The sequence below is a fragment of the Pseudomonas sp. HY2-MNA-CIBAN-0224 genome, from assembly GCF_040310285.1.
GTDB lineage: Bacteria > Pseudomonadota > Gammaproteobacteria > Pseudomonadales > Pseudomonadaceae > Aquipseudomonas > Aquipseudomonas helleri.
Map to the genome: position 1 here is coordinate 37,687 of NZ_JBEOPQ010000039.1, position 14,322 is coordinate 52,008.

Here is a 14,322-nt window from a genome sequence, read left to right on the forward strand (position 1 = left end):
TTAATGACCCACTAGTTAACAAGACAAGAGCTACAAGCAACAAAGAAAGAACTTAAGAGTGCTCTAGCTGCCCAATGCGCGACCTGATTCCGTGCGCTGTACGGTAGGTCAGAGCGCAGTGTAGGATGCGCGCCGTTTGGCACCTGCCGATCGATCTTCGTTCCACTCCTTTTGGAACCCGAAAACGTTATGTCATCGCGTAAATTTGGACTCAACCTGGTGGTCGTGCTGGCCATCGCTGCCCTCTTCACAGGCTTCTGGGCGCTGATTAACCGCCCGGTATCCGCCCCCAACTGGCCTGATCAGATCTCCGGTTTTTCGTACTCGCCGTTTCAACAAGGCCAGTACCCGCAAAAGGACCAGTACCCGACCGACGATGAAATGCGTCGCGACCTGGAGATCATGAGCAAACTGACCGACAACATTCGTACCTACTCGGTCGACGGCACCTTGGGCGACATTCCCAAGCTGGCGGAAGAGTTCGGTCTGCGGGTGACCCTCGGCATCTGGATCAGCCCTGATCTGGAGCGCAACGAGCGCGAAATTCAAAAAGCCATCGAACTGGCCAATAACTCGCGCAGCGTCGTACGGGTTGTGGTCGGCAACGAAGCGCTGTTTCGCGAAGAGATCACCCCCGAAGACCTCGCCGTGCTGCTGGACCGGGTGCGCGCCGCAGTTAAAGTCCCGGTGACAACGTCTGAGCAATGGCACATTTGGGAGAAATACCCGCAACTGGCCAAGCACGTTGACCTGATCGCCGCGCACATCCTGCCGTACTGGGAATTTATCCCGGTCGACAAAGCTGGCCAGTTTGTTCTGGACCGCGCCCGCGACCTGAAAAAGCTCTTCCCGAAAAAACCGCTACTGCTCTCCGAGGTCGGCTGGCCGAGCAACGGCCGCATGCGCGGTGGCGCCGACGCGTCACCGGCTGACCAGGCCATTTACCTGCGTACGCTGGTCAACAACCTGAACCGTCGCGGCTACAACTACTTCGTGATCGAAGCCTTCGACCAGCCGTGGAAGGCCAGCGATGAAGGTTCGGTAGGCGCGTACTGGGGTGTATTCAACGCGGCCCGCCAGCAAAAATTCAACTTTGAAGGCCCGGTGGTTGCTATCCCGCAGTGGCGCGTACTGGCCATTGGCTCGGTGGTGATGGGCTTGCTGTCGCTGGCCTTGCTGCTGATCGACGGCTCGGCCTTGCGTCAACGTGGCCGTACCTTCCTGACCTTTACCGCATTCCTGTGTGGTTCGGCGCTGGTATGGATCGGCTACGACTACAGCCAGCAATACAGCACCTGGTTTAGCCTGACGGTGGGCTTCCTGCTCGTGTTGGGCGCGCTCGGGGTGTTTATTGTGCTGCTCACCGAGGCCCATGAACTGGCTGAAGCGGTCTGGATTCGCAAGCGGCGCCGTGAGTTTTTACCGGTCGAAAGCGACGATGCCTACCGCCCGAAAGTCTCGATTCATGTGCCGTGTTACAACGAGCCGCCAGAGATGGTCAAACAGACGCTTAACGCGCTGGCTAACCTCGACTATCCGGACTTCGAAGTGTTGCTGATCGACAACAACACCAAAGACCCGGCGGTGTGGGAACCGGTGCGTGACTACTGCGCCACCCTGGGCCCGCGCTTCAAGTTTTTCCATGTGGCACCGCTGGCCGGCTTCAAGGGCGGCGCGCTGAACTACTTGATCCCGCACACCGCGCCAGACGCCGAAGTGATCGCGGTCATCGACTCCGATTACTGCGTCGATCGCAACTGGCTCAAGCACATGGTGCCGCACTTTGCCGACCCTAAAATCGCCATCGTGCAGTCGCCGCAAGACTACCGCGACCACAGCGAAAGCACCTTCAAGAAGCTCTGCTACTCGGAATACAAAGGCTTCTTCCACATTGGCATGGTGACCCGCAACGACCGTGACGCGATCATTCAGCACGGCACCATGACCATGACCCGTCGCTCGGTGCTCGAAGAGCTGGGCTGGGCTGACTGGTGCATCTGTGAAGACGCCGAGCTGGGCCTGCGCGTGTTCGAAAAAGGCTATTCCGCAGCCTACTCCCACAACAGCTACGGCAAGGGGCTGATGCCCGATACCTTTATCGACTTCAAGAAACAGCGCTTCCGCTGGGCCTATGGGGCGATTCAGATCATCAAGCGTCACGCGTCGAGCCTGCTGCTGGGCAAAAACACCGAGTTGACCCGTGGCCAGCGTTACCACTTCCTCGCGGGCTGGTTGCCGTGGGTGGCTGACGGCATGAATATTTTCTTCACCGTGGGCGCCCTGCTGTGGTCGGCGGCGATGATTATTGTGCCGACGCGGGTTGACCCGCCGTTGCTGATTTTCGCCATCCCGCCGTTGGCGCTGTTTGTGTTCAAGGTCGGCAAAATCATCTTCCTGTACCGTCGCGCCGTGGGGGTCAACCTCAAGGACGCGTTTGCCGCCGCCCTGGCAGGCCTGGCGTTGTCGCACACCATTGCCAAAGCGGTGCTGTACGGCTTCTTCACCACCAGCATTCCGTTCTTCCGCACGCCTAAAAACGCCGACAACCACGGCTTTTGGGTGGCCATTTCGGAAGCCCGTGAAGAAGTCTTCATCATGCTGTTGCTGTGGGGTGCAGCGCTCGGCATCTTCCTGGTCCAGGGCCTGCCGAGCAACGACATGCGCTTCTGGGTGGTGATGCTGATGGTGCAATCGCTGCCGTATCTGGCGGCGCTGATCATGGCCTTCACCTCGTCCCTGCCCAAGCCTGTTGAGGCCGAGCAGGAGCAACCCGCGGCATAAATTGCACGCAACCTCTAAACGGCGGCCTCTGGCCGCCGTTTTGCTTTAAGATAACCGCCCTTTTGTGCCGTGCCGCCCGCACTTGTCCCGCTTCGGAGTCCCTATCATGACGGCCCATGCCGACCTTTCGCCGACCCTGCAACTTGCCTGCGATCTGATCCGTCGCCCTTCCGTGACGCCGATCGACGCCGACTGCCAGAAGCTGATGATGCAACGCCTGGGCGATGCCGGCTTCAAGCTGGAACCGATGCGCATCGAAGACGTTGATAACTTCTGGGCCACCCACGGCAAACACGAAGGCCCGGTGCTGTGCTTCGCCGGCCACACCGACGTGGTGCCGACCGGCCCGGTGCACGCCTGGCAGAACGACCCGTTTGACGCAGTGATCGACGAACACGGCATGCTCTGCGGACGCGGCGCCGCCGACATGAAGGGCAGCCTCGCGGCCATGCTGGTCGCTGCTGAGCGCTTTGTTGCGGACTACCCGGACCACAAGGGTTCGGTTGCGTTTCTGATCACCAGCGACGAAGAAGGCCCGGCCCACCACGGCACCAAGGCGGTGGTCGAGCGTTTTGCTGCACGTAATGAGCGTCTGGACTGGTGCATCGTTGGCGAGCCGTCGAGCACCACCCTGGTCGGTGACGTGGTGAAAAACGGCCGTCGCGGCTCGCTGGGCGCCAAGCTCACCGTGCGCGGTGTTCAAGGTCACGTTGCCTACCCGCACTTGGCCAAGAACCCGATCCACCTGGCGGCACCGGCGCTGGCTGAACTGGCCGCCGAGCACTGGGACGACGGCAACGCGTTCTTCCCGCCGACCAGCTTCCAGATCTCCAACCTCAACTCGGGCACCGGCGCGACCAACGTGATCCCCGGCGATCTGGTGGCGGTGTTCAACTTCCGTTTCTCTACCGAGTCCACCGTTGAAGGCTTGCAGCAGCGCGTCGCTGACATCCTCGACAAGCACGGCCTGGACTGGCACATCGAGTGGGCGCTGTCCGGTCTGCCGTTCCTGACCGAGCCGGGCGCCCTGCTGGACGCCGTGTCGTCGAGCATCAAACAGGTTACTGGCCGCGAAACCAAAGCCTCCACCAGCGGCGGCACCTCGGACGGGCGTTTTATCGCCACCCTGGGCACGCAAGTGGTTGAACTGGGCCCGGTCAACGCGACCATCCACCAGGTCAACGAGCGGGTACTGGCCAGCGATCTCGACGTGCTGACCGAGATCTACTACCACACCCTGATCAAGTTGCTCGCCTGATGCTCGCTTGCCCTATTTGCGCAGCGCCGCTGGCGGCGCTCGACAATGGCGTAGCCTGCCCCTCAGGCCATCGCTTTGACCGTGCCCGCCAGGGTTACTTGAACCTGTTGCCGGTGCAGCACAAAAACAGCCGCGACCCTGGTGACAACCAGGCCATGGTTGAAGCCCGCCGCGATTTCCTCAACGCAGGCCACTATGCGCCGGTTGCCAAGCGCCTGGCCGAACTGGCCGCCGAGCGCGCCCCGCAGCGCTGGCTCGACATCGGCTGTGGCGAGGGCTACTACACCGCGCAAATCGCCGACGCCTTGCCGAATGCCGACGGTTACGCCCTGGACATATCCCGTGAAGCGGTCAAGCGCGCCTGCAAGCGCAACCCGAACCTGAGCTGGCTGGTCGCCAGCATGGCGCGGGTGCCCATGGCTGATGCCAGCTGCCAGTTCCTTGCCAGTGTGTTCAGCCCGCTCGACTGGCTAGAAGCCAAGCGCTTGCTCAGCCCCGGCGGCGGTTTGATGCGCGTTGGCCCGACCCGTGGCCACCTGATGGAGCTGCGTGAGCGGCTCTACGACGAGGTGCGCGATTACAGCGATGACAAGCATTTGGCCCTGGTGCCGGACGGCATGCAGTTGCAACACAGTGAAACACTGGAGTTCACCTTAAGCCTGAGCGAGCCCCAGGACCGCGCCAACTTGTTGGCCATGACCCCGCACGGCTGGCGCGCCAGTGCCGAACGCCGGGCACAGGTCATCGAAGACCCGGAGCCTTTAAAGGTGACGGTGTCCATGCGTTACGATTATTTCGTGCTTCAATAACCCTTTTACGGCCTGCCACCCCAGCGGCAGGCCCGACGAATCCGCGAATGGATTTTTCAGACACGCAGTGAGGACCATCCATGCGCCAGCCCGATATTGAGATTTACCTGAAGGAAGCGGTCACCTACAAAGAAGTCGCCGACTGGCTGTCCACGGTGCTGGGCGAGTGCTCGGAGTGGAAGCAAAAAGGCCAAGTATGGAAATGCACCGCCGGCAAGGTTCCAGTGACCTGGATGCCAAAGGCCGTGGGCAAATGGAACAGCCTGTACCTCGAAAGCGACCAAACGCCATGGGACGACGACATCGCCTGCGCCCGTGACGCCTTCAAGGCATTGAACGAAGAAGTCCGTTGCGCGCCGGGCACCTGGGTTGAAGAAGAAGGCGAAGAAGTCGCTGACCGCTGGATCCGCATCAGCGCAGACGGCGAAGAAGAAATCACCTGGCGCACGTCCTGATCAATACAGCCTGTAGCCGCTGCCGCAGGCTGCGATGGGTTGCGCAGCGACCCCGCTTCTGAGAGCGAAGGTCCTTCGGCCCTTATCGCAGCCTGCGGCAGCGGCTACACGTTTTGTGGGGTTACAGCCCTACCACGTCTTCTGCCTGAAACCCTTTGTTACCGGACACGCGGGTGTATTCAACCTGCTGGCCTTCGGTCAAGGAGCGATGGCCTTCACCGCGAATCGCGCGGTAATGCACAAATACATCACCCTCGCTTTCACTCTGGATAAAACCGTAGCCTTTGGCGTCGTTGAACCATTTCACATTGCCAGTCAAACGTGTGCTCATAGATCCTTCCCCCTTTTTATTTTTTGAATGGGCGCATTGGTTGGCCCGCCAAGAACTTTTACTCGAACTTAACTTTCCAAGACCTTGTCTTACGCCATAAGGCGAAAGAGGGTCGAGTATATGTCAGCGCGAAGAACACTCAATCAATATTAGTTCGCTGCTTTTTTGCCGATTTTCCAGAGATACGGCACACTACCAACCCGAGTAAACACTCGTTTTAATCCACTAACGCAGAAGCCGTATGACCCGCTCCCCATTCCACCGTCTCGTCTTTGGCGCCCTGCGTCGCTTGCTGTACCTGTGGGTACGTTCGGAGACTATTAACCAGTCCTCCCTGGCGCTGAGCCTGGACCGCAGCCGACCGGTGTTCTACGTCCTGCAATCGCCGTCGATCACCGAACTGGCGGTGGTCGATGCCGAGTGCACCAAAGTGGGTCTGCCACGCCCGGTGCTGCCCGTTGCCGTCGGGGCCATGACCGAACCCGCTGCGTTCTTTTACCTGACCCCCGAACCCGATTGGCTTGGCCGTCAGGACAAACGCGGCGCGCCGCCCACGTTGACCCGTCTGGTCGATGGCTTGACCCACAACCCGACTGAGGATGCACAAATCATTCCGGTCAGCGTGTTCTGGGGCCAATCACCCGACAGCGAGTCCAGCCCATGGAAGCTGCTGTTTGCCGACAGCTGGGCGGTTACCGGGCGTCTACGCCGCCTGTTACGCATTCTGATTCTGGGTCGAAAAACCCGTGTGCAGTTCTCTGCGCCGATCCATTTGCGCGAGCTGATCGACCTCAACAAGGGTCACGAGCGTACGGTGCGCATGGCCCAACGCATTTTGCGTGTGCATTTTCGTAACCTTAAAATCTCCACCATCGGCCCCGACCTCTCGCACCGGCGCACGTTGGTCAAAGGCCTGGTCAATGAGCCCGCGGTTCGTCAGGCCATCCTCGATGAGGCCCAGCGCGAGAATATTTCCCCGGAAAAAGCCAAGGCCCAGGCCCTGCGCTACGCCAATGAAATAGCCTCGGACTACACCTACACCGCCATCCGCTTTTTTGAAGTGATCCTGAGCTGGTTCTGGAACAAGATTTACGACGGCGTCAAAGTCAACGACATCAAGGGCGTGCAAGACGTCGCACAAGGCCACGAGATCATCTACGTGCCGTGCCACCGCAGCCACATTGACTACCTGCTGCTGTCCTACTTGCTGTTTCGCAACGGCCTGACCCCGCCGCACATTGCTGCCGGGATCAACCTCAACATGCCGGTGATCGGCCCGCTGCTACGGCGCGGCGGGGCGTTTTTCATGCGCCGCACGTTCAAGGGCAACCCGCTGTACACCTCGGTGTTTAATGAGTACATGCACACCCTGTTCACCAAAGGCTTCCCGGTGGAGTACTTCGTGGAAGGCGGGCGCTCGCGCACCGGGCGTATGCTGCAACCCAAAACCGGGATGCTGGCCATCACCCTGCGCAGCTTCTTGCGTTCTTCACGCACCCCCATCGTCTTTGTCCCGGTGTACATCGGCTACGAGCGCGTGCTCGAAGGCCGCACGTACCTGGGCGAACTGCGCGGCGCGAGCAAGAAAAAAGAATCGATTTTCGACATCTTCAAAGTCATCGGAGCTCTGAAACAGAAGTTTGGCCAGGTGGCGGTCAACTTTGGCGAGCCGATCAAACTGGCGGAGTTTCTCGATCAGGAACAACCCGACTGGCGCAAGCAAGAGCTGGCACCGCTGTACCGGCCTGACTGGTTGAATGCCACCACCAACCGCCTGGGCGAGAAAGTCGCCCGGCACCTCAACGAAGCCGCGGCGATCAACCCCGTCAACCTGGTGGCGCTGGCCTTGTTGTCGACCAGCAAACTGGCGCTCGACGACCGGGCGATGGCCCGGGTGCTGGACCTGTACCTCGCGTTACTGCGGCGTGTGCCTTACTCACCGCACACTACCCTGCCCGAGGGCGATGGCCAGGCCTTGATCGAACACGTCAAAGCCATGGACCTGCTGTCTGAGCAAAGTGACGCGCTGGGCAAAATCCTCTATCTGGATGAGCAGAACGCGGTATTGATGACGTACTACCGCAACAACGTGCTGCACATCTTTGCCCTGCCCGCCTTGCTGGCCAGCTTCTTCCAAAGCTCGTCACGCATGACCCGCGAGCAAATCCTGCGCTACACCCGCGCGCTGTACCCGTACCTGCAATCGGAGCTGTTTATCCGCTGGTCACTGGACGAGCTCGACGGTGTGATTGATCAATGGCTGGAAGCCTTTGTCGAGCAAGGTTTGCTGCGTTTCGAAAACGACATTTACCTGCGCCCGGCCCCCAGCTCACGGCACTTTGTGCTGCTGACGCTGCTGTCCAAAAGCATTGCGCAAACCCTGCAGCGCTTCTACATGGCCATCTCGCTGCTGCTTAACAGCGGCCAGAACACCTTGAGCAGTGAAGAACTGGAAGACCTGTGCACGATGATGGCCCAGCGCCTGTCGATCCTGCACGGGCTCAACGCCCCCGAGTTTTTCGACAAGAGCCTGTTCCGTCACTTTATCGAGACATTGCTGGAGCAAGACGTGCTGCGCCGCGATGCCAACGGCAAGCTGAGCTATCGTGAAGTGCTGGGTGAACTGGCCGAAGGCGCGGCTAAACGCGTGCTGCCGCCTGAGATTCGCCTGTCGATCCGCCAGGTGGCACTGCATCGCAGTGAAGATGCACAAGACCAACCCCAACCGTCGCTCGAAAAAACGCCTTAACCAAGAACACCCGGCCACTCACACCGTGACTGGCCGGGTACCTGCATCGGCGACTTTATTCTTTTAGCCCTTTGGAAACTGCCATGAAAAAAATCCTTTTACTCAGCCTCACGGCCTTGCTCGGAGCCTGCAGCTCGATGAACTCCACCCCGCAAGCCACCCTCGACGGCGAAGTGTTTTACCTGCAACGCATCGCCCTGCCTCCCACTGCCACCCTTGAAGTGAGCCTGCAAGACGTGTCGCTGGCCGACGCCCCGGCCGTGACCCTGGCCAAGCAAAGCGGCACCATCAAAGGCCAGGTGCCACTGCCCTTCCACCTCACCTACAACCCGGCAGACGTCAAGCCAGGGCACACTTATGCGGTGAGCGCGCGGATTGAAGAAGACGGCAAATTGCTGTTTATCAGTACCGAACACAACAGCGTTGACCTGAACGCCAAAACTCTGCAACCGATTCGCTTGCGCGTCGATCAGGTGCGTTAAGCAACTAACTGCTTATTCCCCTGTGGGAGCGGGCTTGCTCGCGATGGCAGCAACGCGGGCATGCAGAACCACCGCACCGTCAGCATCGCGAGCAAGCCCGCTCCCACAGGTTATTTAGCCTTCTCTCAGGGCTTTTTCACCCTGAACCACGCGGCATACAGCGCTGGCAAGAACAGCAGCGTCAAAGCCGTGGCCACGATCAGGCCGCCCATGATCGCCACCGCCATCGGGCCGAAGAACACGCTGCGTGACAGCGGAATCATCGCCAGCACCGCCGCCAGGGCGGTCAGCACAATCGGCCGGAACCGCCGCACTGTCGCTTCAATAATCGCCTGCCACGGGGCCAGCCCCGCCGCCTTGTCCTGCTCGATCTGGTCCACAAGGATCACCGAGTTACGCATGATCATCCCCGACAACGCGATGGTGCCGAGCATCGCCACAAAGCCAAATGGCTTGTTGAACACCAGCAAAAACAGGGTCACACCGATCAACCCCAGCGGCGCGGTCAAAAACACCATCGCCATGCGCGAGAAGCTGCGCAGTTGCACCATCAGCAACGTCAGCACCACCACGATAAACAGCGGCACGCCGGCTTTCACCGAATCCTGGCCGCGGGTGGAGTCTTCCACGGTGCCGCCCACTTCAAGCAAATAGCCATCCGGCAGTTCAGCGCGAACCCCTTCCAGGGTTGGCAAAATCTGCTGTACCAAGGTGGCCGGTTGCTCCTTGCCGTAGATGTCAGCGCGCACGGTGACTGTTGGCAAGCGGTTGCGGTGCCAGATGATGCCTTCTTCGAACCCATATTCCAGCGTTGCGATTTGCGACAGGGCAACGCTCTGGCCGTTGTCGGTGGGCACCGACAAACTCGGCAGCAACGACAACTCGGTCCGCTCCTGAGGGGTGCCGCGCAGCAAGATCTCGATCAACTCGTTGTCTTCGCGGTACTGGCTGACGGTCGAGCCCAGCAAGGTGCTTTGCAGAAACCGCGACAGGTTGGCGGTGCTTACGCCCAACGCCCGCGCCCGGTCCTGATCAACATTGAGGTACACCACCTTGCTCGGTTCTTCCCAGTCCAGGTGCACGTTCACCACGTGCGGATTTTCGCGCACCTTGGCCGCCGCTTTACGCGCCAGCGCCCGGACTTCTTCGATGTGTTCGCCGGTCACCCGGAACTGCACCGGGTACCCCACAGGCGGGCCGTTTTCCAGACGGGTGACCCGCGCCCGCACTGTGGGGAACTGCTCGTTCAGGGTATCGATCAACCAGGTGCGCAGGCTTTCGCGGTCTTCAATGGTCTTGGCCAGCACCACAAACTGGGCAAAGCTGGCAGCCGGCAATTGCTGGTCCAGCGGCAAGTAAAAGCGCGGCGAACCGGTGCCCGCGTAGGCCACGTAGTTCTCGATGCCGGGGTGATCCTTGAGCAGGTTTTCCAGGCGTTTGACCTGCTCCGTGGTGTTGCTCAGCGAAGCCCCTTCGGCCAGCTTCAGGTCGACCATCAGTTCAAAGCGGCTGGAGGCCGGGAAGAACTGCTGCGGGACAAACTTGAACAGCACCACCGAGCCCAAAAACAGCAGCACGGTCAGCGCGATCACGGTTTTGCGGCGGCGTACGCACCACTCCACCAAACGTCGAATGCGCTGATAAAACGGTGTGCCGTACGGGTCCGGGGCACCCGCGCCGGTGCCGTGTTTGGCGGCATGCAGCTTGGCCAGATCCGGCAACAGCAACGCGCCCAGATACGGCACGAACACCACAGCAGCGATCCACGACGCAAGCAGCGCGATGGTCACCACCTGGAAAATCGAGCGGGTGTACTCACCGGTGCTCGACTGCGCCATGGCAATCGGCAAAAAGCCCGCCGCCGTGATCAGCGTGCCGGTGAGCATGGGGAACGCGGTGCTGGTCCAGGCAAAGCTCGCCGCCTTGAGCCGGTCGTAGCCCTGCTCCATCTTGATCGCCATCATTTCAACGGCAATGATCGCGTCATCTACCAGCAGGCCCAGCGCCAGCACCAACGCGCCCAGCGAGATCTTGTGCAGGCCGATGCCGAAGTAATGCATGGTGGCGAATGTCATCGCCAGCACCAGCGGGATGGTCAGGGCCACCACCATGCCGGTGCGCACGCCCAGCGAGAAGAAACTCACCAGCAACACAATCGCCAAGGCCTCCACCAGCACCTGGACAAACTCGCCGACGCTGGTTTTTACCGCAGCGGGCTGATCCGACACCTTGGCCAGTTTCATGCCGGCCGGAAGGTTGCGTTGCAGGCGCTCAAATTCGACTTCCAGGGCTTTGCCCAGCACCAGAATGTCGCCGCCGTCCTTCATCGCCACGGCCAGGCCGATAGCGTCCTGCCCCATAAAACGCATGCGCGGTGCCGGTGGATCATTGAACCCACGGCGCACATCGGCCACGTCGCTGATGCGCAACGTGCGCTCACCCACGCGAATCGGGAAACGCTCGATCTCTTCAACGGTTTTGAAGTTACCGCTGACGCGCAATTGCACGCGCTCGGTCGGGGTCTCAAAAAAACCTGCGGTCGATACCGCGTTCTGTTCTTGAAGGGCTTGTTGCACCGCCGCTAACGGCAAGCCCAAGGTCGCCAGTTTCAGGTTGGACAGTTCGATCCAGATCTTTTCATCTTGCAGGCCGAGCAACTCCACCTTGCCCACATCCTTGACCCGTTGCAGCTGAATCTGGATGCGGTCGGCGTAGTCTTTGAGCACCGCGTAGTCGTAACCTTCGCCACTCAGGCTGTAAATATTGCCGAAGGTGGTGCCGAATTCATCATTGAAAAACGGCCCCTGCACGTCAGGCGGCAAGGTATGGCGAATGTCGCTGATTTTTTTGCGCACCTGATACCACAGGTCCGGGATGTGCGAAGAGTCCATCGAGTCGCGGGCCATAAAGGTCACTTGCGACTCGCTAGGCCGGGAAAACGAAACAATGCGCTCGTATTCGCCGGTCTCCATCAGCTTCTTTTCGATGCGCTCGGTGACCTGACGCGACACTTCCTCGGCGGTCGCACCCGGCCACAACGTACGAATGACCATGGCCTTGAAGGTGAACGGCGGGTCTTCGCTTTGTCCTAACTTGGTGTAGGAAAGCGCACCAACCACAGCCAGCAACAGCATCAAAAACAGCACGATCTGGCGGTTGCGCAGCGCCCAGGCGGAAAGGTTGAAACCCATCGGGATTACTCCTTCACCGCGACATTGATCGTTCGGTTGGAACGATCAATAGGTCGTACCTCCTGCCCCTGATGCAGCACGTGCACGCCAGCCGAGACAATCCAGTCATTGGCCTTGAGCCCTTCGAGCACCGGCACGCTGTTCTCGCCAAACGGCCCGACCCGCACAGGCACCTGCTCCAGCTTATTGCCCTGGCCGACACGCCACACGTAGGTCGCGCCGTTTTCTGCGGTCAGGGCCGAGAGCGGCACCGACAGGGGGCTCACCCCTTCACTCGGGATAAAGACCCGGGCACTTTGGCCCAGCTCGGCAGGGACTTTGCCTTCGGTGAATGCGATTCGGGCAGCGAAGGTGCGCGATTTTGGATCGGCAGACGGCGACAGCTCACGAATCCGCCCACTGAAGCGCTGGCCCGGCTGCGACCACAGTTCAACCTCAACCGGCAGGCCGATCTTGAAGCGACCAAAGGCTTGCTCCGGCAAACTGATCAGCACCTCACGCTCGCCATCGGCGGCCAGGGTAAACACGGTTTGACCGGCGGCCACCACTTGCCCCACTTCTACCTGACGCTGGGCGATCACGCCGTCTTGTGGCGCGCGCAACACGGCATAACTGGCCTGATTGCTGGCCACGTCCTGCTCGGCCTTGAGCTGCTGGAGCTTGGCTTCACCGGCGCGGTAGAGGTTTTCGGCATTGTCGAACTGCGAACGGCTGACCATCTGGCGGTCGAGCAAGGTTTTGTAGCGATCACGCTCGGCGCGCACCAGATTCAAATTGGCCTGCCCCGCCGTAACTTGGGCGCGGGTAGCATCCAGTTGCAGCCGTACGTCTTGCGGGTCGAGTTCTGCCAGCGGCTGATTCGCCTTGACCCGCTCACCTTCATCCACCAGGCGCTTGGTCACTTTGCCGCCGATGCGGAACGCCAGTTGCGGGTCAAACCGTGCCCGTACCTCACCCGGATAACTTTGCATCGCCAACGCCGAAGGCTGCGGCTGAACCACCAGCGCCGGGCTGACAGTGACTTTGACGGGCTGCTCCTGCCCACACGCAGACAGCAAAAACACCAGACAGACAGGCAAAGCGCGGGGCAAGGCATGGCGCAACATGGGGATGACCTTTCGCTAATGAGGCTTGGAATATTTATACTGGACGGCATGTTATTAATACTAAACTCACCAGTCCAGTAATAAACGGATATGTCTGACGATCATTTACCCCCCACTGCACTCGGACGCCCCAAGGACATGGCAAAACGCCAGGCCATCCTTGATGCGGCGAAATCCCTGTTTCTGACCCATGGCTATGCCAACACCAGCATGGATGCGGTCGCGACCCTGGCGGGGGTCTCAAAACTGACGGTCTACAGCCATTTCACCGACAAAGAGACGCTGTTCTCCTCGGCGATCCTCGCCAAGTGCTCTGAACAGTTGCCGGATTTGTTTTTTGAACTGCCCGACGGCGTGCCGATTGAAACGGTCTTACTCGCCATTGGCCGGGGGTTTGTGGCGCTGATCAACAGCGAAGAGTCGCTCAACCTGCATCGATTGATGGTGACCCTGGGCACCCAGGACCCGAAGCTGTCGCAGATCTTTTTTGAGGCGGGGCCGGAGCGGGTGGTGCTGGAAATGGAGCGCCTGCTGAACAAGATTCACCACACCGGTGCCCTGTGCATTGAGCGCGCGCATTACGCGGCGGAGCACTTCTTCTGCATGCTCAAGGGCTCACCCAACTTTCGCCTGCTGTATGGCTACGGCGGCGTGCTGAGCGACGAAGAAACCGAGGCCCATATACAGGAAGTGGTCGAAGTGTTTATGCGGGCTTATCGGGCGGACTGAACACCGCGTTGACTGGACTGCCCTCACCCCAACCCTCTCCCGGAGGGAGAGGGAGCTGATCATCGGTGATCTTGCGCCTGCATGCGGTCAGTTCCCTCTCCCTCCGGGAGTGTATGGACCGGGGACATAGCGAACACAATGTGTAGTGGTCAACTAATTCCGGACACCTCGATAGGTTGTTTCCACGCCATCGCCCGTTCGTAATCGGTCGGTGGCAGATAACCCAGTTTTGAGTGCAATCGCTCGTTGTTGTAAAACCCAACGATGTATTCAGTGATGTCGCGTATCGCTTCGGCATGGTTGGCATAATCGCGCCGCCATACTCGCTCCATCTTCAAGCTCAGGAAGAAGCGTTCCATCACTGAGTTATCCCAGCAATTACCTTTACGGCTCATGCTTTGCTGCATGTCGTTTCGAGCCAGCAGCGCTCT

General features: G+C 59.9%; 11 protein-coding genes. 7 read left to right on the forward strand and 4 right to left on the reverse strand.

What is annotated here, in order from left to right; genetic code table 11:
* The first annotated feature begins 189 nt into the window (after positions 1-189).
* The 4 genes from AAEZ03_RS17260 (at position 190) to AAEZ03_RS17275 (ending at position 5,303) form a co-directional block, all read left to right on the forward strand.
* Positions 190-2,781, forward strand: a complete 2,592-nt coding sequence (locus AAEZ03_RS17260; RefSeq protein ID WP_350580223.1) for a glycosyltransferase — start codon at positions 190-192, stop codon at positions 2,779-2,781.
* A 106-nt stretch (positions 2,782-2,887) separates the two neighbouring features.
* A complete protein-coding gene (gene dapE / locus AAEZ03_RS17265; RefSeq protein WP_048385577.1) occupies positions 2,888-4,039 on the forward strand; it encodes a succinyl-diaminopimelate desuccinylase in 1,152 nt (383 codons plus the stop codon).
* A complete protein-coding gene (locus tag AAEZ03_RS17270) occupies positions 4,039-4,848 on the forward strand; it encodes a putative RNA methyltransferase (RefSeq protein ID WP_153326174.1) in 810 nt (269 codons plus the stop codon). Before dapE ends, AAEZ03_RS17270 begins: the two co-directional genes overlap by 1 nt.
* An 80-nt stretch (positions 4,849-4,928) precedes the next feature.
* Entirely contained in the window at positions 4,929-5,303 is a 375-nt protein-coding gene (locus AAEZ03_RS17275; RefSeq protein WP_350580226.1) for a hypothetical protein, read from the forward strand.
* A gap of 121 nt (positions 5,304-5,424) precedes the next feature.
* Here the strand turns inward: AAEZ03_RS17275 and AAEZ03_RS17280 are convergent, their stop codons facing one another.
* A complete protein-coding gene (locus AAEZ03_RS17280) occupies positions 5,425-5,634 on the reverse strand; it encodes a cold-shock protein (RefSeq protein ID WP_048368120.1) in 210 nt (69 codons plus the stop codon).
* Positions 5,635-5,875: 241 nt separating this feature from the next.
* On the opposite strand from AAEZ03_RS17280, the gene plsB reads away from it, so the two are divergent.
* Entirely contained in the window at positions 5,876-8,383 is a 2,508-nt protein-coding gene (gene plsB, locus AAEZ03_RS17285) for a glycerol-3-phosphate 1-O-acyltransferase PlsB (protein WP_350580229.1), read from the forward strand.
* A gap of 83 nt (positions 8,384-8,466) precedes the next feature.
* Positions 8,467-8,865 carry a YbaY family lipoprotein gene (locus AAEZ03_RS17290; protein WP_350580232.1) on the forward strand — a complete coding sequence of 133 codons (399 nt, stop codon included), beginning with the start codon at positions 8,467-8,469 and terminating at the stop codon, positions 8,863-8,865.
* Positions 8,866-8,990: 125 nt separating this feature from the next.
* Here AAEZ03_RS17290 and AAEZ03_RS17295 read toward each other — a convergent pair whose 3' ends face one another.
* Positions 8,991-12,056: an efflux RND transporter permease subunit gene (locus AAEZ03_RS17295; protein ID WP_350580234.1), complete on the reverse strand. Its 3,066-nt coding sequence runs from the start codon at positions 12,054-12,056 to the stop codon at positions 8,991-8,993.
* Positions 12,057-12,061: 5 nt separating this feature from the next.
* Positions 12,062-13,162: an efflux RND transporter periplasmic adaptor subunit gene (locus AAEZ03_RS17300; RefSeq protein ID WP_048368125.1), complete on the reverse strand. Its 1,101-nt coding sequence runs from the start codon at positions 13,160-13,162 to the stop codon at positions 12,062-12,064.
* 90 nt (positions 13,163-13,252) lie between these two features.
* Between AAEZ03_RS17300 and AAEZ03_RS17305 the strand changes: the two genes are divergently transcribed.
* Positions 13,253-13,891 (forward strand): TetR/AcrR family transcriptional regulator, encoded by a 639-nt coding sequence (locus AAEZ03_RS17305; protein WP_350580238.1) that lies wholly within the window; start codon positions 13,253-13,255, stop codon positions 13,889-13,891.
* Between the two features lie 149 nt (positions 13,892-14,040).
* On the opposite strand, the gene AAEZ03_RS17310 is transcribed toward AAEZ03_RS17305, so the two are convergent.
* On the reverse strand, positions 14,041-14,322 hold a 282-nt coding region (locus tag AAEZ03_RS17310; protein ID WP_350580241.1), incomplete at its 5' end, for an integrase core domain-containing protein.